Raw genomic sequence first — 23,304 nt, forward strand, 5'->3', positions numbered from 1 at the left:
CAGGTGCCGCAGGTGCCGCAGACATTCTTCGATGCTCTCGCGGTCCGCACCTGGTGCGGACTCGCGCTGGCCGCGCTGGGGCGGGCGCGCGAGGAGATCGACGCGATCAATGTCTACCCGGTGGCCGACGGCGACACCGGCACCAACCTGTATCTGACGCTGGAGTCGGCGTACGCGGCGGTGGAGGCGGCGTTCGCCGGACACGAGGCGGGGGTGGGCGCGAGCGGTCCCTCCGGGGCTCCCACGCTGGCCGACGCGGCCTGGGCGATGGCCCACGGCGCGCTGATAGGGGCGCGCGGCAACTCCGGCACGATCCTGGCGCAGCTGCTGCGCGGCATGGCCCAGGTGCTGGCCACCGACGCGGACGGTGAGGCAGGCGGCGAGGCGGGCGGTGAGAGCGCTCACATCGACGGCCCCGGCCTGTGCCTGGCTCTGCGGCACGCGGCCGACGCCGCCCGGGAGGCCGTGGCCCACCCGGTCGAGGGCACGGTCCTCACGGTCGCCTCGGCCGCCGCCGACGCCGCGACGGAGGCGGAGGGCGACTGCGGGACGGTGGCCAGAGCCGCGTACGAGGGTGCCTCGGCCGCGTTGGCCGCGACCCCGGGGCAGCTGGCCGTCCTGGGGCGCGCGGGCGTCGTCGACGCGGGCGGGCGGGGGCTGGTGGCGGTGCTCGGGGCGCTGGTGGAGACGTTCAAGGGGGAGGCGCCTGGGGGTGCGGGGGCGGTACGCGTGCGCGTGCCGGTTCGGTTCGACGCCCCTGAGACGCCGGCCGACTGTGCGGACGGGGCGGACGGGGATGACGGCGCCTCCGGTCCCGCCTTCGAGGTCATCTACCTGCTGGAGGCCGAGGACGCGGCCGTCGGGCGCCTCCGGGAGCGGCTCGACCGGCTCGGGGACTCCCTCGTGGTGGTCGGCGGTGACGGGCTGTGGAACGTCCACGTCCATGTCGACGACGCCGGTGCCGCTGTGGAGGCGGGCGTCGAGGCGGGGCGGCCCTACCGGATCCGGATCACGCACTTCGGGGTCGGCGACGTACACACCGGGGGCGCCGGACGACCACCCCGGGAGCGGGTGCAGCGAGCGGTCGTGGCCGTCGTGCCGGGGGAGGGGCTGGCCGGGCTGTACGGCGAGGCCGGCGCCACCATCGTGCTCGCGCGGCCCGGCGAGCCACCCGCGAGCGGGGAGCTTGTGGAGGCCGTACGGCGGGCCCACGCGCGCGAGGTGGTGCTGCTGCCCAATGACGCCGACCTGCGCCACACCGCCGCCGCAGCCGCCGAACAGGCCCGCACGGAGGGCATCCGGGTCGCCCTGATCCCGACCCGCTCGGCGGTCCAGGGCATCGCCGCGCTCGCCGTGCACGAACCGGAACGCCGGTTCGACGAGGACGTCGTCGCGATGACCTCGGCGGCCGGTGCGACCCGGTACGCCGAACTCGCCGTCGCGGAACGCCAGTCCTGGACGATGGCGGGGATCTGCCAGACCGGCGACGTCCTCGGCCTCATCGACGGCGACGTCGCCGTGATCGGCTCGGACGTCACGGCCACCGCGGAGGCGGTGATCGACCGCATGCTCCAGGCGGGCGGCGAGATGGTCACCCTCGTCCTGGGGGACGAGGCACCGGAGGCGATCGCGGGGCACCTGGAGGCGAGGGTCCGGGAGGGGTACCTGGCCGTGGACACGGTGGTGTACCGGGGCGGTCGGCAGGGGGCGTTGCTGCTCATCGGGGTGGAGTGAGCGAGGGGAGGCTTTGTTTCGCCCCCGCCGCCCTTACCCGTTCCCATCCCTCGGGGGCTGCGCCCCCGAACCCCCGCGCCGGCCCTGAACGGGCCTTGTCCTCAATCGCCGGACGGGCTGGGTTAGTCAGCCCGTCCGGCGTTTGAGGACGAGCGCGTTCAGCGCGAAAGGGGGGGGCTGGGGGCGCAGCCCCCAGAAGGATGGGACGGGTAGGGGCGGCGGGGGCGAAGGAAACTCGGGGTCAGTTACTCCGCCTCCGCCTCCTGCTCCTCCATCAGCTGCAGCATCTGTTCCGCCTCCGCCCGCCGCGCCCGCACCGTCTCGGCGTCCGACTCCCCGGCGGAGCCCCCGTACGCCCGCAGTACCCCCCGCGCGCGTGCCGCCGCCTCCCCCGGCCGGCTCAGGTCCGCCTCCAGCCAGCCCGCGGCCAGCTCCGCGCCGGTGCGGCCGTGCAGGCCCTCCTCGCCCAACGACGAGAACACCGCGATCGCCTTTCTCATCTGCGCCAGCGCCTCCTCGAACGCCGCCTCGATCGCACCGTCCTCGGCGTCCTCGGTGGCCGAACGGGCCAGCAGGTCGCCGAACTGACGGTGGGTGTGGGCGAGTTCGGCGCCGAGTTGCTCGCGGGACTCCAGGTCCTCCGCCTCCGACAGGGCCTCGGCGCACTCACGGACCGCGTCCGACATTCGCCGCCGGGCCCCGGCCAGGCCCGCTTCCGTGCGCAGCGCGAGCCACGCGCGGGCGCGCAGGGCACGCACCAGCCCGTGCACATTGCCGAGCGAGCGCCACAGGTCGCCGGCGCGTTCGTAGGCCTGGTCGGCCTCGGCGGGCAGCCCGGCCTGGCCGAGGGACTCGGCGGCGAGGTGGGCGAGGGTCGCGTGGTCCTGTTGTTCCGGCCAGTGGCGGGCGATCTCCGCGGCCTTCAACCGCCGTTCGGCCGACTCGCGGTGCTCGCCCAGCTCGCCCAGACAGTCGGCGAGCCACCACAGCGTCTGGACGACCGCCCCGTCGCCGTGCGTCTCGGCGCCGAGGTCGGGCAGCGCGGACTCCAGCACCTCGGCCGCCTCCGCCCACCGGCCCTGCCGCAGCAGGAAACCGCCGAGCAGATGCCGGGCCCAGGCGCCCAGGGTCGGGCCCTCGCCCGCCTCGTCGGCCCAGTGCGCGGCCTCCAGGGCGTGGTCCGCGGCCTCGCCGACCTCGTCACGCGCCCCGAGGATCTCGGCGAGCTGGAGGTTCAGCTGGGCGTGGCCCGCCGCCTCCAGATACGCCCCACCGTGCTCCAGGGCCCCGCGCAGCGCCCGCTCGGCCCCGGCGATGTCGCCGAGATGGTGGGCGAGTCCCGCCAGCCGGGCCTCGTACTCCACCGCGAACCACGGCAGTCCCGCCGCGACGAACGCGTCCGTGGCCCAGGTGAACAGCTCCGCGGCGCCTTCCAGGTCCCCGGCGCGCGTCGCCAGCTCCCCGAGCATGGCCTGTGCCTCCGCGCCCCGTGAGGCGAGCCGTACGTCGTCCCCGGCGTGCCCGTCGACGAGGGCCAGCAGCTCCCGTACGGCGTTCTCGGCGGCGGCCAGGGACCGGTCGGTGCCGGTCTCCTCGACCTGGCGCATGAGGATGCGGGCGCGCCCCATCAGGACGGCCGCGGCCTGCCGTACGCCGGTGCCCTCGTCGGAGTAGAGGGCGAGGACCTCCTCGTACGGCTCGGAGACGGCGTCCAGGGCCGCGTCGATGTCGCCCTCCAGGGCGCGGGCGTACGCGGCGCGGGCGCGGGCGGCCAGGGCCTCGCCGGGGTCGCCCGCCTCGGCGTACAGCTCGGCGGCCCGCTCGAAGAGCGTGATGCCCTCAGGACCGCCCTCCATGGCCTTGTGGTCGACGATCTCCGCCTGGTCGGCCACCGATAGCTCGGCGCCCTCGGCGGCCCGGGAGACGGCCGCCCACGCCTCCATCGCGTGCGGGAGCAGACCGTTCGACATCCGGCGCGCCTCGGCGAGCAGCGCGGACAGGTCGCCGGGGGCGTCGGCCTGCTGCCCGGCGGTGTCCGGGGTGTACACGGACTCCACGGGCGCCCTGCGGGGCGCGGGGATGCCGGACGCCCTCACACCCAGCGGCAGCCGGTCCACCAGGGGAACCTGCGCCATGCGCGCGCGGACGTCCTCACCGACGTACGACGTGCCGTTGCGGGCGTCGAAGCGCGCGGAGAGCGAAAGAGCCTCCTCGCGCGCGTGGACGGCGAGTTCGCGGGCCGTCCAGGCACGCCCGGCCGGTCCTGGCACCGACTGGGCGCCCATGCCCAGGCCGGTCAGCCGGTCCATCAGGAGGGCCACGGCGGCCATGAAGTCCATCTGGCTGCGCGGCTGCCCGGAGTCCGTGAAGTACGCCGGACGCTCCGCGAGCAGCTCCAGGCCCCGTGCCTCGTTCCCGGTCAGCGCACAGAACTCGACGTGGTCCCCGTACGCGCCCCGCATGCTCTCCATGGGCCGCACCAGCCGGAAACCCCGTAGGTGGTGTGCGCGGGCCTCGTCCAGGCGGCCCAGGCGCAGCAGCGGGCCCAGGGAGGACGCCAGGACGGTGTGCGGCTCGTGGGCGCACGTGAACTCGCCCTCCAGGACCGGCCGCCACAGGTCGAGCGCCTCCGCGTCCGCTCCCCGCTCGGCCTGCCACCAGCCCTGGCTGTGCAGTTCGCAGGCGTGGCAGTCGGCCATGCTGTCGCGGTCGGCGGCCAGCCAGGCGGCGTACGCCCGTTCGGCCCGCGGCAGGTCGCCGACATGCGCGGCCACACTGAACTCGGCGCCGCGCACGGCCCGTTCGGAGTGCCCGGCGAGCCGGTAGCGGTGCTCCATCTCGCCGAGCCACTTCTCGATGGAGGCCAATGGGATGTGCGGCTGGTCCAGCATGCCCGCGGTCATCCACTTGAAGACCCAGTGCAGCGTGTGGACCTCGTACTCGTCGAAGTCCTCGGGCCGCTCGTCCCACATGCGCAGCAGACGCGCGAAGGGGACGAACATCCGGTCCTTCTCGGAGCTGTAGTTGTAGGCCTTCAGCTGGTGCCCGAGCGCCTCGATCACGGCGAGCGGGATGTTCAGCTTCTCGGCCTCTACCAGCAGCTGCTCCGCGCGCGCGTTGCGGGCCGGTCCCTCGGGCTGCTCCGCGTTGAGTGCCATGGCCTCGCGGAGCGCGTCGAAGTCCTTGATCTCGTTCATCGCCGGCCGTCCTCCGTGGGATCGCTGTGGGTGGCCCACTCCAGGAGGCCGATGAACGCACGGTTCAGCAGCGCGGAGTCCGCGGGCCGCAGCGGGCGCTGCGCCATGAGCAGAGCCTGTCCGTACAGGGACTCCGTGGCGGTGCCGATCAGTTCCGGGTCGTCCAGGGAACTGATCCTCCGGATCAGCGGGTTGAGATGGTTGAGCACCAGCCGCGCGCGCGGGGCGCTGCCCCGCAGTGAGCCGAGGATGCCGGCCCACAGGTCGTCGGCCTGCTCCTCGGCCTCCGCGCGTGCCTGCTCGTGCCGGGCGGCCCGGTCGTCCAGGTGCAGCGCGGGCACGGACAGCGGATGGAAGGCGCGCAGCACGACATCGCACCCCAGGGGGTCGAGTTTGGCCCGCGCGGCCCCCAGGAACGCCGACAGGGCCAGTTCCTCGGCCGGGTCGACCGCGTCCAGGTGGGCGGTCACGGTGTCGGCGTCCAGCTCGGCGACCACGGTCCCCGGGCGCACCGACGGCAGCGCCTCGATCAGCTCGCTGTCGTACGTGTAGCCGCCGTTGACGACACCGACGCCCTGCGCGGACGCGATCGGCGCGACCTGCCGGTACTCCTCGACACTCCGGGTGAAGTGCACCACCGGGTGCCGCTGTGCGAACTCCTCCAGGGACAGCTGCCCGTCGGTCGTCTCGAAGGGGAGCCACGGCAGCATCGTGCGCAGCATCTCCTTGTCGTGCCTGGCCAGCGACTTGACGCCCAGGTGGTGCACCGACAGGAACGTGGCCAGCCGCTCCGGATCACCGGCGGCGAGCCCGGTCAGCCAGGAGCGAATCCTTTCGCCCAGTGCCTCCCGTACGGCGGCCAGCGTCTCGTCCTCGTACAGCGACTCGCGCGAGGCCGTCGGCCTCAGACTGTCGGTGTCCAGCACGCACCGCACGAAGAACGCCCAGTCGGGCAGCAGCTGTTCGGCCCGCTCGGTGAGCAGCATGCCCTTCAGGTGCACCCGATGGCTCGCACGCTGCGCCGGACTCACCGAGGACGGCAGGACGTACGCCACCCCGCGGATCCCCGCGAGCGGCACGTCCAGGTCGATCGAGTCCAACGGCGAGAACCCGAACAGGTCGTGACAGTGCCGCTGAAGGGCCACCCTTCGGGTGGCGGGCGACGGGTACGGACGGTTCCAGGGCGCGGGCAGATCGGTGACGGCCTCGTCGCCCACCCGCACGTCGTACGGCAGCAGCGACCCGAAGTCCCGCGCCAGCGCCAGCACCCGCGCCTCGGTGAGCCACTCGCCGGCCCCGGGCCGCGCCACCAGGTGCACGGTGGTGCCCGGTTCGGGCCGGGCGTCGTCGGGCAGCGTACGCACGGTGTACGAACCGTCGTCCGCGGCCGTCCACTCCACGGGCGGTGCGTCCGGCGTACGGGCACTGCGGCTGACGACCCTGATCCGCTCGGCCACGACGAAACAGGCCAGCAGCCCGATGCCGAACTGGCCGAGGAACTCCGAACGCGCCTCCTGGATGTCGCCGGGGTCCGCCCGCTTGGAGCTGCGGCCGATCGTCGCCAGCAGGTTGTGCACGTCCGCCTCGGTGAGACCGACCCCGGAGTCCTCGACCCGCAGGGTGCCGCCCTCGGCGTACAGCCGCACCCGCGCCGGGGCGTCGGGCTGTTCGGCCCGCCGGGCGGTGATCGCGTCCACGGCGTTCTGCAACAGCTCGCGCAGATAGACCTTGGGGCTGGAGTAGAGGTGATGGGAGAGCAGGTCCACGAGGCCGCGCAGGTCGACCTGGAACGTATGCGGTGACTGGGATGCCTGGGATGACTGTGAGGTCTGGGAGTCCATCGTCGCAGCGCCGGTGGGGGGACCAGGTTCTGGCGACGGCGCGGGGTCGGGCGGTCCCGGTGAGGCGGTGACCGCGGGGGATGGCCGGTGGCGCGCCATCCTAGGCCCGGAACGAGCCGTCTGACCAGCGGATTCCCCATACGTATACGGCAATGTCAGTGGCGTGGTGTGCAATGGATCTCGTGCCCGCACTGGAAGAACCACTCACAAAGGTGCTCGGCCCCGCCACCGCGAAGGTGATGGCCGAGCACCTCGGCCTGCTCACCGTCGGCGACCTCCTGCACCACTATCCGCGCAGGTACGAGGAGCGGGGCCAGCTCACCCACCTGGCCGACCTCCCCATGGACGAACACGTGACGGTGGTCGCTCAGGTGGCCGACGCCCGCCTGCACACCTTCGCCTCCTCGAAGGCCCGAGGGGGCAAGGGCCAACGCCTGGAAGTCACCATCACGGACGGCAGCGGCCGGCTCCAACTGGTCTTCTTCGGCCATGGAGTCCACAAACCCCACAAGGAACTCCTCCCCGGCACCCGTGCCCTGTTCGCCGGCAAGGCCTCGGTTTTCAACCGCCGCCTCCAACTGGCGCATCCGGCGTACGAGTTGCTGCGCGGCGACAGCGACGAGGCGGCGGAGACGGTCGGTTCCTGGGCGGGCGCCCTGATCCCGATCTACCCGGCCACCGCGAAGCTGGAGTCCTGGAAGATCGCCAAGTCGCTGCAGACGGTCCTGGAGCGTGCCCAGGAGGCCGTCGACCCGCTGCCCCCCTCCCTCCGGGAGGGCAGGGGGCTGGCCACCCTCCCCGAGGCCCTCCTGAAGATCCACCGTCCGCACACCAAGGCGGACATCGAGGACGCGCGCACCCGCCTCAAGTGGGACGAGGCGTTCGTCCTCCAGGTCGCCCTGGCCCGCCGCCGCCACGCGGACGCCCAACTCCCGGCGGTCCCCCGCAGGCCCACCCCGGACGGCCTCCTCACGGCCTTCGACGCGAAACTGCCCTTCACCCTCACGGAGGGCCAGCAGAAGGTCTCCAAGGAGATCTTCGACGACCTGGCGGCGGAACACCCGATGCACCGGCTGCTCCAGGGTGAGGTCGGAAGCGGGAAGACGATGGTGGCCCTCCGCGCCATGCTCGCCGTCGTCGACGCGGGCGGCCAGGCCGCGATGCTCGCGCCCACCGAGGTGCTCGCCCAGCAGCACCACCGGTCGATCACCGAAATGATGGGCGAGCTGGCCGAGGGCGGGATGCTCGGCGGTGCCGACAAGGCCACCAAGGTGGTCCTCCTGACCGGCTCCATGAACACCGCCGCCCGCCGCCAGGCGCTCCTCGACCTCGTCACCGGCGAAGCGGGACTCGTGATCGGCACACACGCGCTGATCGAGGACAAGGTCCAGTTCCACGACCTCGGCCTGGTCGTCGTCGACGAACAGCACCGCTTCGGCGTCGAACAGCGCGACGCCCTGCGCGGCAAGGGCAAACAGCCCCCGCATCTCCTCGTCATGACGGCCACGCCCATCCCGCGCACGGTCGCCATGACCGTCTTCGGCGACCTGGAGACCTCGGTCCTGGACCAGCTCCCGGCCGGCCGCTCGCCGATCGCCAGCCATGTCGTCCCGGCCGCCGACAAACCCCATTTCCTGGCGCGCGCGTGGGAGCGCGTGCGCGAGGAGGTCGGCAACGGCCATCAGGCGTACGTGGTCTGCCCGCGCATCGGTGACGACGTCGACGAACCCGCCGACCCGAAGAAGGCCGGGAAGTCAGGCAAGAAGAAGGCCTCCCCCGAGGACGAGGCCGAGAAGCGCCCGCCCCTCGCCGTCGTGGAGGTGGCCGAGCAACTCACCCGGGGCCCCCTCCAGGGGCTGAAGGTCGAGATCCTGCACGGCCGGATGCACCCCGACGACAAGGACGCGGTGATGCGCCGCTTCGCCGCCGGGGAGACGGACGTCCTGGTGGCCACCACGGTCATCGAGGTCGGCGTCAACGTGCCGAACGCGACCGCGATGGTGATCATGGACGCCGACCGCTTCGGCGTCTCCCAGCTCCACCAGCTCCGGGGCCGCGTCGGCCGAGGCTCCGCCGCCGGTCTCTGCCTCCTGGTCAGTGAGATGCCCGAGGCGAGCCCGGCCCGCCAGCGCCTCAACGCCGTCGCGGCCACCCTCGACGGCTTCGAACTCTCCCGCATCGACCTCGAACAACGCAGAGAGGGCGACGTACTGGGCCAGGCCCAGTCAGGCGCCCGCACCTCCCTACGGATGCTCACCGTCATCGACGACGAGGAAATCATCGCGGAGGCGAGGGAGGAGGCGGCGGCGGTCGTAGCGGCGGATCCTGAACTGGAGAACCTCCCCGGTCTACGGACGGCGCTTGATGCCTTGCTGGACGAGGAGAGGGAGCAGTACCTGGACAAGGGATGAGTCACTTCGACGCCGGGCCTTGGGGGCTGGTGCTGCCTGGGGCAGCCCCGCAGGGGCGCCCCCAGGGGCGCGGGGAACTGCGCGACCAGCCCCCACAGACCCGCAGTCGCCAACACCACAGCGCACCCCCCACCCCCTCCTGCGAAACTGGATCCGCAACCACCTCACGGCCACGGACAAGGACCCCAGATGACCCGCGTGATCGCCGGCACAGCCGGCGGACGACGCCTAGCCGTCCCGCCGGGCACCGGCACACGCCCCACCTCCGACCGCGCCCGAGAGGGCCTCTTCTCCACCTGGCGAGCCCTCCTCGGCGGCCCCCTGGACGGCGAACGCGTCCTCGACCTCTACGCCGGCTCGGGCGCCGTAGGCCTGGAGGCGCTCAGCCGCGGCGCAGGCCACACCCTCCTCGTCGAGGCCGACGCCCGCGCCGCCCGCATCGTCCGCGAGAACGTCAAGACGCTCGGGCTGCCCGGCGCCGAGGTCCGGGCGGGCAAGGCGGAACAGGTTGTTCAGACGGCGTCCACACAGCCGTACGACATCGTCTTCCTCGACCCGCCGTACGCCGTTCCGGACGACGATCTTCGCGAGATCCTGCTCACACTCCGGGCCGGGGGCTGGCTCGCGGCCGAAGCCCTCGTCACCGTGGAGCGCAGCACCAGAGGCGGCGAATTCGGGTGGCCGGACGGCTTCGAAGCGCTCCGGGCCCGTCGCTACGGCGAGGGAACGTTTTGGTACGGTCGCGCCGCCTCTACGTGCGAAGACGCACGATGACCGGACCGGAGAGCGAGGGATCACTAGTGCGCCGCGCCGTCTGTCCCGGGTCGTTCGACCCGATCACCAACGGACACCTCGACATCATTTCCCGCGCCTCCCGTCTGTACGACGAGGTCTATGTCGCGGTCATGATCAACAAGTCCAAGAAGGGCCTGTTCGAGATCGACGAGCGGATCGACCTGATCCGCCAGGTCACCGCCGAGTTCGGAAACGTCCGGGTCGAGTCCTTCCACGGCCTCCTCGTCGACTTCTGCAAGCAGCGCGACATCCCGGCCATCGTCAAGGGCCTGCGAGCTGTCAGCGACTTCGACTACGAACTCCAGATGGCCCAGATGAACAACGGTCTGTCCGGTGTCGAGACGCTCTTCGTGCCGACCAACCCCACCTACAGCTTCCTGTCCTCCTCGCTGGTCAAGGAGGTGGCCGCCTGGGGCGGGGACGTCTCCCACCTCGTGCCGCCGCTCGTCCTGGAAGCCCTCGACGGCCGCCTCAAGAAGGACTGACCGACGGACTGACCACGGCCCGGCGATCGGGCTGACGAAGAACTGACAAACCGTCACTCGGTGTCGGGCGGGGCGACAGGAGTCGTACAGTCGACCCGTCCGTCTTCATCACAGCTGTAGAGAGTGGCGAGCACACGGTGGACGTGCAGAAGAAGCTCGACGAGATCGTCTCCTCGGTCTCCAGTGCCCGGTCGATGCCCATGTCGGCCTCGTGCGTGGTCAACCGCGCCGACCTGCTCGCGATGCTGGAAGAGGTGCGCGCGGCCCTGCCCGGCTCCCTCGCGCAGGCACAGGAGCTGATCGGCGACCGGGAACAGCTGGTCGAGCAGGCCCGTCAGGAGGCCGACCGGATCATCCGGACCGCCCACGAGGAGCGCGGCTCGCTGATCTCCGACACGGAGGTCGCCCGCCGCTCCCAGAACGAGGCGGACCGCATCCTCGCCGAGGCCCGCAAGGAGGCCGAGGACGTCCGCGCCGAGGCCGACGACTACGTCGACTCCAAGCTCGCCAACTTCGAGGTCGTCCTCACCAAGACCCTCGGCTCGGTCGGCCGAGGCCGCGAGAAGCTGCTCGGCACCGGCCCCGGCCTCGACGACCAGGGTTACGAGGACGAGGACGCCCCCGAGCGCAGCCACGACCCCGAGACCCTGCGTCTCAACGCCGACAAATACGTCGACGTGAAGCTCGGCGCCTTCGAGGCCGTCCTCGCCAAGACCCTGGACGCGGTCGGCCGAGGCCGGCAGACCCTGCACGGCCGTATCGCCTCCGACGACCTCGGCGCCCTCGGCCAGGACGACGACGGCAGCCCCAGGCAGCACACCAGCGACGCCGACTACCTGGCCGACCTCGCCGACTCCCCGGACTCCCTGGGGGTACAGCCCCGGGCGGCGGAGATCCCGGCCCAGCAGCAGTACGGCCAGCAGGACCAGTACGACTACCAGCAGCCCGCCGACCCGTACGGCGGCTACCAGCAGGCGTACGCCCAGCAGCAGGACCAGTACGGCTACCAGTCGGCCGACCCCTACGCCTACCAGGGCTACGACGGTCAGCAGGCCGCCTACGACCAGCAGCAGCCGCAGCAGCCGCACGCCCTCGACGAGACCAGCTTCTTCGACACCACCATGATCAGCGCCGAGCAGCTGCGCGCCTACGAGCAGGGGCGCGGCGGGCAGTAAGCGCCCCCTAAGTGCCCCCGAGGGGACCGGATTGGGCCGTGGGCGGAAGGTCCAGTATCCTGGCTCTTCGGTCGCGTGTACCTCTGCGATCACCGCTGCCCGGAAGACGGGCAGCCGAGCATCGAAGATCGAAAGCAGGAATGGCTCTGAACGCCCGCCTCGACCACCGCAACCCTCTTGTGTTCGACACACACGAGCTGGGGCGGCGTCCTGGCGCGCTGCAGCGCCTGACCCGTGAGATCGACGCTCCCAAGGATTTCGGGATCCAGGGAGTCATCGGAGTGCCGGAAGGCGCGCCGGTGGAGCTCGAACTCCGCCTGGAGTCGGTCATGGAAGGTGTGCTTGTCACAGGCACCGCCCGTGCACGCGCCAAGGGGGAGTGCGTAAGGTGTCTGGAGCCGCTTGAGCAGCAGCTCGAAGCGGATTTCCAGGAGATGTTCTCGTACCCTGACGCCGACGACCGGGGCCGTGTGAAAGCGGAACCGGCCGACGACGCCGAGGAAGACGAGGACACGCTCTTCATCGAGGACGGCTTGTTCGACCTCGAACCCGTGCTGCGTGATGCGGTGGTGCTCGCACTGCCGATGCAGCCGGTGTGCCAGGACGACTGCCCCGGCCTGTGCTCCCAGTGCGGAGCCCGGCTGGCGGACGACCCGGACCACCACCACGATGCCGTCGACATCCGTTGGGCGGCACTGCAGGGACTCGCAGGTTCACTCGAACCCGGCGAGAAGGACGAGATCAGCGGCGCCGACGCGGAAGCGGGCGTCGACGAGAAGCAGGAGAAGTAGCCGTGGCTGTTCCGAAGCGGAAGATGTCGCGCAGCAACACGCGCCACCGCCGGTCGCAGTGGAAGGCTGCGGTCCCCACTCTGGTTGCGTGCGAGCGTTGCCAGGAGCCCAAGCTGCAGCACATCGCGTGCCCGTCTTGCGGCACTTACAACAAGCGCCAGGTCCTCGAGGTCTGAGCGGCTGGTGAGAGGCTTCATGTCTGACGCCCAGGCGGACTCGACCGCCAAGAAGAAAACGGCGGACACGGCCTCGTCCCACACGCTTCTGGAAGGGCGGCTCGGCTACCAGCTGGAGTCCGCCCTTCTGGTGCGTGCGCTGACCCACCGTTCGTACGCGTACGAGAACGGCGGTCTGCCCACCAACGAGCGGCTGGAGTTCCTCGGGGACTCCGTGCTCGGCCTGGTGGTCACGGACACGCTGTACCGCACCCACCCCGACCTCCCAGAAGGCCAGTTGGCCAAGCTGCGGGCCGCGGTGGTTAATTCTCGTGCGCTCGCGGAGGTGGGCCGTGGGCTCGAACTCGGCTCCTTCATCCGGCTCGGCCGGGGTGAAGAGGGCACGGGCGGGCGGGACAAGGCGTCCATCCTCGCCGACACCCTTGAAGCGGTGATCGGCGCTGTCTATCTCGACCAGGGTCTCGACGCGGCGGGTGAACTTGTTCACCGTCTCTTCGACCCGCTGATCGAGAAGTCCTCGAACCTCGGTGCCGGCCTGGACTGGAAGACCAGTCTCCAGGAACTCACCGCGACCGAAGGGCTCGGTGTCCCCGAGTACCTGGTCACGGAGACCGGTCCGGACCACGAGAAGACCTTCACTGCTGCCGCCCGCGTCGGAGGCGTCTCGTACGGCACCGGCACCGGCCGCAGCAAGAAGGAGGCGGAGCAGCAGGCTGCGGAATCGGCCTGGCGTTCTATCCGTGCTGATGCGGATGAACGTGCGAAGGTTGCTGCCGCTGAGGCGGTGGCTGTGGCCGCAGCTGAGGCTGCGGTGCCTGTTGAGGATGACGTTGAGGCGTCTTCCTCCACCTCTGCCTGAGGTTGTGTGCACCAGTGCTTGTCCCTGGCGGGACGGGCACTGGTGTTCTTTGGTTTGTTCTTCGGCTGCGGGCTCGTTGTGGCTTGTCGCGCAGTCCCCCGCGCCCCTAAAAGCCAAAAGCTAAAAGCAGGGGGTTTCTGTGCCCGAGTTGCCTGAAGTTGAAGTCGTGCGGCGGGGGCTTGCTCGGTGGGTGGCCCAGCGGACCGTTGCTGATGCCGAGGTGTTGCATCCTCGGGCCGTGCGGCGGCACATCGCCGGTGGCGATGACTTCACGTACCGCCTCAAAGGGCATCGCATCGGTGCGCCGAGTCGTCGCGGGAAGTATCTGTGGCTGCCGTTGGAGGACAGTGGGCAGTCGGTGCTGGCGCATCTCGGGATGAGTGGGCAGCTGTTGGTTCAGCCGCATGATGCCGTCGATGAGAAGCATCTGCGTATTCGTGTGCGGTTCGCCGACGACCTCGGCACCGAGCTGCGGTTCGTCGATCAACGCACCTTCGGTGGGCTGTCGTTGCACGACAACACCCCCGACGGGCTGCCCGATGTCATCGCCCACATCGCGCGCGACCCCCTCGACCCGTTGTTCGACGACGAGGCCTTTCATCAGGCGCTGCGCCGGAAGCGTACGACCATCAAACGGGCCCTGCTCGACCAGTCGTTGATCAGCGGCGTCGGCAACATCTACGCGGACGAGGCCCTTTGGCGGTCGCGCGTCCACTACGAACGTCCGACCGCCGGCTTCACCCGCCCGCGCACGGCCGAACTCCTGGGCCATGTACGGGATGTGATGAACGCGGCGCTGGCCGTGGGCGGCACGAGTTTCGACAGTCTGTATGTCAACGTCAATGGCGAATCAGGGTACTTCGACCGCTCGCTCGACGCGTACGGACGCGAGGGACTGCCCTGCAAGCGGTGTGCGACGCCGATGCTCCGCCGTCCCTGGATGAACCGGTCCAGCTACTTCTGTCCGAAGTGTCAGAGGGTCCCGCGCGCGGTGTCGTAGCGTTCGCGAGCCGCCAGTACGGAGTCCATCTGGCCCTCCACGCAGTGGATGAGCGACAGCAGGCGCTCGGCGACCTCGTGGCCCAGGGGGGTCAGCTCGTAGTCCACGCGGGGCGGGTTCGTCGGCTGGGCCTCGCGGTGGACCAGGCCGTCGCGCTCCAGGGCCTGGAGGGTCTGGGAGAGCATCTTCTCGCTCACGCCGTCGACACGGCGGCGCAGCTCGTTGAAGCGGAGCGAGCCCTCTTGCAGGGCGCCGAGTGTGAGCGCGCCCCAACGGCCCGTGACGTGCTCCAGCGTGCCGCGCGACGGACAGGCCTTGGCGAACACGTCGTAGGGGAGGCTGTTCTGCTCCTCCGTGGCGTTCATCATGACCCCAGCGTACGCGAGCGCAGCGCTTACCTGAAGATTGCGCTAACCGGCAGTTAGTGCAATCTTCGGGTCGCTCGGCCGGTTCCGGCGGCGGATCTGCCGGTCAGTAGCCGAAGTCCTGCGTCCACCAGGGGCCGCCCGTACCGAGGTGGACACCCACTCCCAGCGTCTTGAAGTCGCAGTTCAGGATGTTCGCCTTGTGGCCGGGGCTGTTCATCCAGGCCTCCATCACCGCGGCGGCGTCGGCCTGGCCCCGGGCGATGTTCTCGCCGCCGAGGTCGGTTATGCCGGCCTTGTCCGCCCGGTCCCAGGGCGAGAGCCCGTCGGGGTCGGTGTGGTCGAAGAAGTCCCGGGCGGCCATGTCGTCGCTGAACGCCTCCGCCAGCTCCCGCAGCGCGCTGTTCGCGGACACCGCGCTGCAGCCGACCTTCGCCCGCTCCTCGTTGACGAGCTTGAGCACCTCCGCCTCGGCGGCGGCCTCCGCGGACACCGTGATCGGGGCGGAGGACTGCTGCTTCTCCTTCGACTTCGTCGGCGTGGGCGTCGGAGTCGCCTTCGGTGCCTCGCTGGGCGTGACCGCCGTCTTCTTCGGCGGAGCCTTGGTCGTCGGGGCCGCCGACGCGGTCGACGTCGAGGGGGACGGAGACGGGGACGAGGTGTCCCGGTCCGCGTCGCGGCTCGTCGACGTACCGCTGTCACGGTCCGTGTCGGCGCTGCCGGACGTACCGCCCTGCTGGGTCTCGTCGTTCGTCGGGGAGTCCGCGGCCTGCACCTTGTCGCCGCTGCTGCCGCCGCCGACCGTGTACTTGTCGCCGCCGGGCAGCACGCCCGTGGCGACCGCGACGGTGCCCAGGGCGACCGCGGCGGAGACACCCAGCAGGCCCGTACGGATCGGCCTGGACGACCGCTTCTTGCGGCGGCGCGTGCCACCGGAGCCCGGCCCGTCGAAGGGGCCGTCGCCGTGCACCGCCCCGTGGGCGCCGGTGTCGTCCGGGGCGAAGAGGTAGGCGTCGCTCCTCGCGTAGGCCTCGGAGTGCGCCTCGGGGTTCAGATAGGGGGCGATGCCCACGGTCGTGGGCGCGTCCTCCCACAGCGTGCTGTAGGCGGTGTGCGGAGTGTGTGTGGGCGGGACCTGGGAGTCGTACGGTCCGTGATCGGATCCGTAACCGCCCGTGCCCGAATCGTATGTTTCCGTGACCCCCGTGGCGCGACCCGTGGCGGCGCGGCCGGCGGCGGAGCGTCGGTGGCGTCCCATGTTTTGGCCTTCCTCGTCCTTGCGGTCCGGGTAACTCACTCGATCGAGTGAGTTTCATATGAGATTCGTTGGGTGGGGACGGTACCCCATGGCGCAAGGGGAGCAAGTGCTGAGAGAGACATTGGCCCGTTAGCGTGCACCCATGAACGAGGATGTACGGCTGGTTGCCTGGGTGCGCGGACGCGTCCAAGGTGTGGGTTTCCGCTGGTTCACGCGGGCGAAGGCTCTGGAGATCGGCGGCCTGAGTGGTTTTGCTCTCAATCTGGACGACGGACGGGTGCAAGTGGTCGCGGAAGGTCCCCGTCCGGGCTGTGAAGGACTGCTCGACTGGCTGCGGGGGAGCGACACGCCCGGCCGCGTGGACGGCGTCACCGAGATCTGGGACACACCTCGCCGGATCTACGACGGCTTCGCCATCCGCTGAGAGGGTTCTGTAAAGGGGCCCAGGCGGCGGTCCGTGGACATGCCACGCGCACCTGTCCACAGCAGAAACGGCCTGGTGGTTGCCAAGAAGCGCAGGTCGTGGCAGGCTCCGCAGAAAACGCTTGTCGGCACGCCCGCGGGCCCCGCCGGAGTCGCAGCGCCGCCCCACGGGGGCCGTGCGCCACGGTGCCGCCCGCCAATACAGGGCGTGATCGTGTTGACCGTCAAACTTTTTGGTGAGACGCTGAAAGCCCCGCGCACCTTAGCTGTTTGGCATGTAAGAACGGCAGCACGAACGTCGGCAAGAACTCCAGAGTGCCAAGCATCGCGGGTGCGATTCCCTCACGACCCACACCGCTTCGGTCGGTCACTCAGTGTGGAGGACCATCAATCATGGCAAAGGCGCTTCTCGGTTACGTCGGCGGCTCTGACCCGCGACTCCTCGCCGAGATGCGACGGCTCCAGCAGCGCGTACAGGACCTGGAATCCGAACTCGGACGCATCCAGGCTGAGAACGACGAGCTGACGGCTGCCGCTTCTCACGACTCGCTTCTCGAGAGCATCGACGCACGCCAGGCGGAGCCCGCGCTCACCTGATCACTGCATCGGTCGCGACACGCAGTGGTTGGCTGCTCGTATCAACCGCTAAGTTGTCAGAGTTCAGATTTTGGCCAGAGTATTGCAAGGGACGCTTCGGCGTCCCTTCTTTATTTCCCCCGGTGCTTCGGTGCCTCTGCGGATGCTTCCGTGCTTCCCCAAGCGCTTGCACTCTCTTTAACGTCTGGTGTGCCCTGCACGTTCATCCGTGAAACCGCGGGGTATGCGGGGGTTCATCGTGTGACATACCGGCGGAAGGTAGAGTCCAGCGGCGTGCACCTCAAGGCCCTGACCCTCCGAGGGTTCAAGTCGTTCGCCTCGGCGACCACGCTCCGGTTCGAGCCGGGCATCACGTGTGTCGTGGGGCCCAACGGTTCGGGCAAGTCCAACGTCGTGGACGCGCTCAGCTGGGTCATGGGCGAACAGGGCGCCAAGTCGCTGCGCGGCGGCAAGATGGAGGACGTCATCTTCGCCGGCACCACCGGGCGCCCGCCGCTGGGCCGCGCCGAGGTGTCCCTCACCATCGACAACTCCGACGGCGCGCTGCCCATCGAGTACGCCGAGGTCACCATCACGCGGATCATGTTCCGCAACGGTGGCAGCGAGTACCAGATCAACGGCGACACCTGCCGCCTCCTCGACATCCAGGAACTCCTCTCCGACTCCGGCATCGGCCGCGAGATGCACGTCATCGTCGGCCAGGGCCAGCTGGACTCCGTACTGCACGCCGATCCGATGGGCCGCCGCGCCTTCATCGAGGAGGCGGCCGGCGTACTGAAGCACCGCAAGCGCAAGGAGAAGGCGCTGCGCAAGCTGGACGCGATGCAGGCGAACCTCGCCCGCGTCCAGGACCTCACCGACGAACTGCGGCGCCAGCTGAAGCCGCTGGGGCGGCAGGCGGCGGTCGCCCGCCGGGCCGCGGTGATCCAGGCGGACCTGCGTGACTCCCGGCTCCGGCTCCTCGCCGACGACCTCGTACGGCTGCGGGCCGCGCTTCGGACGGAGGTCGCGGACGAGGCCGCGCTCAAGGAGCGCAAGGAGTCGGCGGAGGCCGAACTGAAGAAGGCCCTCCAGCGCGAGGCGCTCCTTGAGGACGAGGTACGGCAGCTCACCCCGCGCCTCCAGCGCGCCCAGCAGACCTGGTACGAGCTGTCCCAGCTCGCCGAACGTGTGCGCGGCACCGTCTCACTGGCCGACGCGCGTGTGAAGAGCGCCACCTCCGCCCCCGCCGAGGAACGGCGTGGCCGCGAGCCCGAGGACATGGAGCGCGAGGCCGCGCGCATCCGTGAGCAGGAGGCCGAGCTGGAAGCGGCCCTGGAGGCGGCCGAGCACGCGCTGGAGGACACGGTCGCGCACCGCGCCGAACTGGAGCGCGAACTCGCGGTCGAGGAACGGCGCCTGAAGGACGTGGCCCGTGCGATCGCCGACCGCCGCGAGGGCCTGGCCCGGCTGAACGGCCAGGTCAATGCGGCCCGTTCACGCGCGGCCAGCGCCCAGGCAGAGATCGACCGTCTCGCCGCCGCCCGTGACGAGGCCCAGGCACGGGCGGTCGCGGCCCAGGAGGAGTACGAGATCCTGAAGGCCGAGGTCGACGGCCTCGACGCGGGCGACGCGGACCTGGCGGAACGCCACGACACGGCGAAGGCGGCCCTGGCGGACGCGGAAGCGGCCCTTTCGACAGCCCGCGAAGCGGCCACGGCAGCGGAACGCCGACGCGCCGCCACCCAGGCCCGTCACGAGGCCCTCGCCCTCGGCCTGCGCCGCAAGGACGGCACGGGCGCGCTCCTGGCCGCCCAGGACCGCCTCACCGGCCTGCTCGGCCCGGCGGCCGAACTCCTGACGGTCACCCCGGGCCACGAGGTCGCCGTGGCCGCCGCCTTCGGCGCGGCAGCGGACGCGATCGCGGTAACGACCCCGGCCGCGGCAGCGGCGGCGATCCGCCTGCTGCGCAAGCAGGACGGGGGGCGCGCTTCCCTGCTGTTGGCGGGGGCGCCGGAGCTGGAGGCCGGTGGGCTGCGGCGGTCCGGGGGTTCGGCGGGGGAGCCGGGTGCAGGTGGGCCTGGTGCTGTGGGTGGCGGTCGTCGCGGGGCTGGTGAGGGGCTGGACGTCGGCTCGGGCTCTGAGGGTGGTTCGCCCGAGGCCGGTGGGCGTGCCTCGGTGAGTCCTGCGGACGGCGAGGGCGCGCGCGGCTTGGCGGCTTCTGCGGATGTCGGCCGGGAGCCGGGCGGGGGGCTGGGCGCCGGCTCGGGGCCTGTGGGCGGTTCGCGGGAGACGGCACCGGGCGTGGCGGGGGAGTCGGGTGCGCTTGGCTCGGTGGACGCTGGGGATACCGGTCCGGGGGCCGGTGAGGGGCTGGGCGCCGGCTCGGACTCTGCGGGCGGTTCGCCGGAGGCGGTACCAGGTGTGGTGGGGGAACCGGGCGCGGGGTCAAGTGACCTGGCGGGTCTTGCGGATGGTGTCGGAGGGCGGTCGGGGGGCCTCCTCGGTCCTGTGGGTGAGGTGTCCGGCGGCGGACCCGGTGCCGCGGTGCCCGTGCGGGACAGCTCGGACCTCGGGGGAGGACGCGGTGCCGAGGGCGCCGGATTCGGTGGTGGACGGGCCGTCGACGCCGTCGGGCGGCCGGGTTCGGGAGGGCCGGGTGCGGGCGGTGGTACCGCCTCCGGCGGTGCCCGCGATGCCGGTGCTGTCGGCGGACAGGGCGCCGCGCCCGCCCAGGGCAGCGGGCGTATTGCGCCTCCCCTCGCCGCCGATCTCGTTCGTGGGCCCGTCGAACTCATGCCCGCCGTACGGCGGTTGCTGCGTGGGATCGTGGTTGTGGAGACGCTCGAAGACGCTGAGGAACTGGTGTACGCGCGGCCGGAGTTGACCGCCGTGACCGCTGAAGGGGATCTGCTGGGCGCCCACTTCGCGCACGGTGGGTCCGCCGGGGTGCCGAGTCTGCTGGAGGTGCAGGCCTCCGTCGACGAGGCCGCCGCCCAGCTCGACGAACTGGCCGTGCGGTGCGAGGAGTTGGCCGGGGCGCAGCAGCTTGCGGGGGAGCGGCGCAAGGAGTGTGCCGCGTTCGTCGAGGAGTTGGGGGAGCGGCGGCGGGCCGCCGACCGGGAGAAGTCGGCCGTCGCCCAGCAGCTCGGGCGGCTCGCCGGGCAGGCCAGGGGTGCCGCCGGAGAGGCCGAGAGGTCCACCGCGGCTGCGGCGCGGGCACAGGAGGCGCTCGACAGGGCCGTACAGGATGCCGAGGAACTTGCGGAGCGGCTGGCCGTCGTCGAGGAGATGCCCGTCGAGGAGGAGCCTGATACGGGGGTGCGGGATCGGCTCGCCGCCGATGGCGCCAATGCGCGGCAGACCGAGATGGAGGCCCGGCTCCAGGTCCGTACGCACGAGGAGCGGGTCAAGGGGCTGGCCGGACGGGCCGACTCGCTCGACCGGGCCGCCCGTGCCGAACGTGAGGCACGCGCGCGTGCCGAGCAGCGGCGGGCGCGGCTCAGACACGAGGCGGCCGTCGCCGAAGCCGTCTCCTCCGGGGCCCGGCAACTGCTCGCGCACGTCGAGGTGTCGCTCGGGCGGGCCGAGGCCGAGCGGGTCGCCGCCGATGCCGCCAAGGCGCGGCGGGAACAGGAACTGGCCGCCGCTCGCGGTCAGGGGCGTGACCTCAAGGCCGAACTCGACAAGCTGACGGACTCCGTGCACCGCGGTGAGGTGCTCGGCGCCGAGAAGCGCATGCGGATCGAGCAGCTGGAGACCAAGGCGCTGGAGGAGCTGGGCGTGGAGCCCGAGGGGCTCGTCGCCGAGTACGGTCCTCATCAGTTGGTGCCGCCCTCGCTCCCTGCCGAGGGGGAAGAGCTGCCCGAGGACCCGGAGCATCCGCGCAACCAGCCGAAGCAGTTCCACCGGGCCGAGCAGGAGAAGCGCCTCAAGGCGGCCGAGCGGGCCTACCAGCAGCTCGGCAAGGTCAATCCGCTCGCCCTGGAGGAGTTCGCGGCACTGGAGGAACGCCACAAGTTCCTCAGCGAGCAGCTTGAGGACCTGAAGAAGACGCGCGCCGATCTGCTGCAAGTGGTGAAGGAGGTCGACGAGCGCGTCGAGCAGGTCTTCACCGAGGCGTACCGGGACACCGCCGTGCAGTTCGAGGGCGTCTTCAGCCGGCTGTTCCCCGGCGGTGAGGGGCGGTTGATCCTGACCGATCCCGACAACATGCTCACCACCGGCGTGGACGTGGAGGCACGGCCCCCGGGCAAGAAGGTCAAGCGGCTGTCCCTGCTGTCCGGCGGTGAGCGGTCGCTGACGGCGGTCGCGCTGCTGGTGTCGATCTTCAAGGCGCGCCCCAGCCCTTTCTATGTGATGGACGAGGTCGAGGCCGCGCTCGACGACACCAACCTCCAGCGGCTGATCCGGATCATGCAGGAGCTGCAGGAGGCCTCCCAGCTGATCGTGATCACGCACCAGAAGCGCACGATGGAGGTCGCCGACGCGCTCTACGGAGTCTCCATGCAGGGCGACGGCGTGTCGAAGGTCATCAGTCAGCGCCTTCGCTAGCTCCCCAGCTCCTTCATTATCTCTTCAATAGTTGAACGCAAGGTCGTCGCCTGCGGGTTCACGCGCCGTAATACCCCCCTCTTGACTGCGAAACTTGAAGGCATATTCTCGGAAACGTTGCTTTTACCTTCAGGTGGTGGGCAGCGCAACGCTGTGCGCCACTGGAAGGGCCGCCCCCACACCGGCGGCGTTGCCGGTGGCCCGAGGAGTTGTACGTGACCAGCAGTGAGCAGGCACTCAAGTCAGGAGCCGTGACGGCTCACCCCGAGCATCTCGGGCACGTCATCTTCATCGCGGCGGCGGCTGCGATGGGCGGTTTCCTCTTCGGCTACGACAGCGCCGTGATCAACGGAGCCGTCGAGGCCATCCGGGACCGCTACGACATCGGCTCCGCGGCTCTGGCCCAGGTCATCGCCGTCGCCCTGATCGGCTGTGCCATCGGCGCCGCCACCGCCGGACGCATGGCCGACCGCATCGGCCGTATCCGCTGCATGCAGATCTCCGCGGTGCTGTTCACGATCAGCGCCGTCGGCTCCGCGCTGCCCTTCTCCTTGTACGACCTCGCCTTCTGGCGGATCATCGGCGGCTTCGCCATCGGCATGGCGTCCGTCATCGGCCCCGCCTACATCGCTGAGGTCGCCCCGGCCGCGTACCGGGGGCGGCTCGGCTCCTTCCAGCAGGCCGCGATCGTCGTCGGCATCGCCATCTCGCAGCTGGTCAACTGGGGCATCCTGAACGCGGCCGGCGGTGACCAGCGCGGCGAGCTGCTGGGCGTCGAGGCCTGGCAGGTCATGCTCGGTGTGATGGTCGTACCGGCGGTGCTGTACGGGCTGCTGTCCCTCGCGATCCCCGAGTCGCCGCGCTTCCTGATCTCCGTCGGCCGGGACGAGCGCGCCCGTGAGGTGCTGCGCGAGGTCGAGGGCGACGGGATCGACATGGACGCCCGGGTCGCCGAGATCGAGCACGCCATGAAGAGCGAGCACAAGTCGACCTTCCGGGACCTGCTCGGCGGCACCTTCTTCTTCAAGCCGATCGTCTGGATCGGCATCGGGCTCTCGGTCTTCCAGCAGTTCGTCGGTATCAACGTGGCGTTCTACTACTCCTCGACGCTCTGGCAGTCGGTCGGCGTCGACCCGACGGAGTCGTTCTTCTACTCCTTCACCACGTCGATCATCAACATCGTCGGCACCGTCATCGCCATGATCTTCGTCGACCGGATCGGCCGCCGGCCGCTCGCGCTCATCGGTTCCGTCGGCATGGTCGTCGGCCTCGCCCTGGAGGCCTGGGCCTTCTCCTTCGACCTCGTCGACGGCAAGCTGCCCGCCACCCAGGGCTGGATCGCCCTGGTCGCCGCCCACATCTTCGTCCTCTTCTTCGCCCTCTCCTGGGGTGTCGTGGTCTGGGTCTTCCTCGGCGAGATGTTCCCGAACAAGATCCGCGCCGCCGCCCTGGGTGTGGCCGCCGCCGCGCAGTGGATCGCCAACTGGGCCATCACCGCGAGCTTCCCGTCCCTGGCCGACTGGAACCTCTCCGCGACCTACGTGATCTACACGATCTTCGCGGCGCTCTCGATCCCGTTCGTGCTCCGGTTCGTCAAGGAGACGAAGGGCAAGACGCTGGAGGAGATGGGGTAACCCACACCTCCCGCATGACTCGGGGAGGAG

Annotated in this window: 17 protein-coding genes; 13 read left to right on the plus strand and 4 right to left on the minus strand. The window is 70.8% G+C overall.

What is annotated here, in order from left to right:
• Positions 1–3 precede the first annotated feature (3 nt).
• Positions 4–1,734, plus strand: coding sequence for a DAK2 domain-containing protein (locus ACWDR4_RS01580; RefSeq protein ID WP_450402428.1), 1,731 nt, complete (start codon positions 4–6; stop codon positions 1,732–1,734).
• A 245-nt stretch (positions 1,735–1,979) separates the two neighbouring features.
• On the opposite strand, the gene ACWDR4_RS01585 is transcribed toward ACWDR4_RS01580, so the two are convergent.
• Together ACWDR4_RS01585 and ACWDR4_RS01590 are read right to left on the minus strand one after the other, a co-directional pair.
• Positions 1,980–4,931, minus strand: a complete 2,952-nt coding sequence (locus ACWDR4_RS01585) for a tetratricopeptide repeat protein (protein ID WP_450402431.1) — start codon at positions 4,929–4,931, stop codon at positions 1,980–1,982.
• Positions 4,928–6,772, minus strand: a complete 1,845-nt coding sequence (locus ACWDR4_RS01590) for an HSP90 family protein (protein ID WP_450402434.1) — start codon at positions 6,770–6,772, stop codon at positions 4,928–4,930. Before ACWDR4_RS01590 ends, ACWDR4_RS01585 begins: the two co-directional genes overlap by 4 nt.
• 173 nt (positions 6,773–6,945) lie before the next feature.
• Between ACWDR4_RS01590 and recG the strand changes: the two genes are divergently transcribed.
• The 8 genes from recG to mutM all read left to right on the plus strand — a co-directional run bounded on the left by recG (position 6,946) and on the right by mutM (position 14,464).
• Positions 6,946–9,183, plus strand: coding sequence for an ATP-dependent DNA helicase RecG (gene recG, locus ACWDR4_RS01595; RefSeq protein ID WP_450402437.1), 2,238 nt, complete (start codon positions 6,946–6,948; stop codon positions 9,181–9,183).
• A 189-nt stretch (positions 9,184–9,372) separates the two neighbouring features.
• Positions 9,373–9,957 (plus strand): 16S rRNA (guanine(966)-N(2))-methyltransferase RsmD, encoded by a 585-nt coding sequence (gene rsmD / locus ACWDR4_RS01600; RefSeq protein ID WP_450402439.1) that lies wholly within the window; start codon positions 9,373–9,375, stop codon positions 9,955–9,957.
• A gap of 26 nt (positions 9,958–9,983) precedes the next feature.
• Positions 9,984–10,463, plus strand: coding sequence for a pantetheine-phosphate adenylyltransferase (coaD, locus tag ACWDR4_RS01605; RefSeq protein WP_235479875.1), 480 nt, complete (start codon positions 9,984–9,986; stop codon positions 10,461–10,463).
• Positions 10,464–10,600: 137 nt separating this feature from the next.
• Positions 10,601–11,638 (plus strand): ATP synthase F0 subunit B, encoded by a 1,038-nt coding sequence (locus ACWDR4_RS01610; RefSeq protein ID WP_450402441.1) that lies wholly within the window; start codon positions 10,601–10,603, stop codon positions 11,636–11,638.
• 140 nt (positions 11,639–11,778) lie between these two features.
• Positions 11,779–12,429 (plus strand): YceD family protein, encoded by a 651-nt coding sequence (locus ACWDR4_RS01615; protein WP_450402444.1) that lies wholly within the window; start codon positions 11,779–11,781, stop codon positions 12,427–12,429.
• Between the two features lie 2 nt (positions 12,430–12,431).
• A complete protein-coding gene (gene rpmF / locus ACWDR4_RS01620) occupies positions 12,432–12,605 on the plus strand; it encodes a 50S ribosomal protein L32 (protein WP_030753522.1) in 174 nt (57 codons plus the stop codon).
• A 19-nt stretch (positions 12,606–12,624) separates the two neighbouring features.
• Positions 12,625–13,464 carry a ribonuclease III gene (rnc, locus tag ACWDR4_RS01625; RefSeq protein WP_450402446.1) on the plus strand — a complete coding sequence of 280 codons (840 nt, stop codon included), beginning with the start codon at positions 12,625–12,627 and terminating at the stop codon, positions 13,462–13,464.
• Between the two features lie 139 nt (positions 13,465–13,603).
• Entirely contained in the window at positions 13,604–14,464 is an 861-nt protein-coding gene (gene mutM, locus ACWDR4_RS01630; RefSeq protein WP_450402449.1) for a bifunctional DNA-formamidopyrimidine glycosylase/DNA-(apurinic or apyrimidinic site) lyase, read from the plus strand.
• Here mutM and ACWDR4_RS01635 read toward each other — a convergent pair.
• A complete protein-coding gene (locus ACWDR4_RS01635; protein WP_450402450.1) occupies positions 14,437–14,832 on the minus strand; it encodes a winged helix-turn-helix transcriptional regulator in 396 nt (131 codons plus the stop codon). The two genes, mutM and ACWDR4_RS01635, sit on opposite strands and share 28 nt — an antisense overlap.
• 103 nt (positions 14,833–14,935) lie before the next feature.
• Complete coding sequence (locus tag ACWDR4_RS01640) at positions 14,936–16,087, minus strand: CAP domain-containing protein (protein WP_450402452.1); 1,152 nt, start codon at positions 16,085–16,087, stop codon at positions 14,936–14,938.
• A 142-nt stretch (positions 16,088–16,229) separates the two neighbouring features.
• On the opposite strand from ACWDR4_RS01640, the gene ACWDR4_RS01645 reads away from it, so the two are divergent.
• The 4 genes from ACWDR4_RS01645 (at position 16,230) to ACWDR4_RS01660 (ending at position 23,274) form a co-directional block, all read left to right on the plus strand.
• Complete coding sequence (locus ACWDR4_RS01645; RefSeq protein ID WP_235474576.1) at positions 16,230–16,511, plus strand: acylphosphatase; 282 nt, start codon at positions 16,230–16,232, stop codon at positions 16,509–16,511.
• Positions 16,512–16,903: 392 nt separating this feature from the next.
• Entirely contained in the window at positions 16,904–17,107 is a 204-nt protein-coding gene (locus ACWDR4_RS01650; RefSeq protein WP_006375438.1) for a hypothetical protein, read from the plus strand.
• Between the two features lie 273 nt (positions 17,108–17,380).
• Complete coding sequence (locus ACWDR4_RS01655) at positions 17,381–21,640, plus strand: AAA family ATPase (RefSeq protein WP_450402454.1); 4,260 nt, start codon at positions 17,381–17,383, stop codon at positions 21,638–21,640.
• 215 nt (positions 21,641–21,855) lie between these two features.
• A complete protein-coding gene (locus tag ACWDR4_RS01660; RefSeq protein ID WP_450402457.1) occupies positions 21,856–23,274 on the plus strand; it encodes a sugar porter family MFS transporter in 1,419 nt (472 codons plus the stop codon).
• Positions 23,275–23,304: the final 30 nt, after the last annotated feature.

This window comes from Streptomyces sp. NPDC000878, from assembly GCF_053599695.1.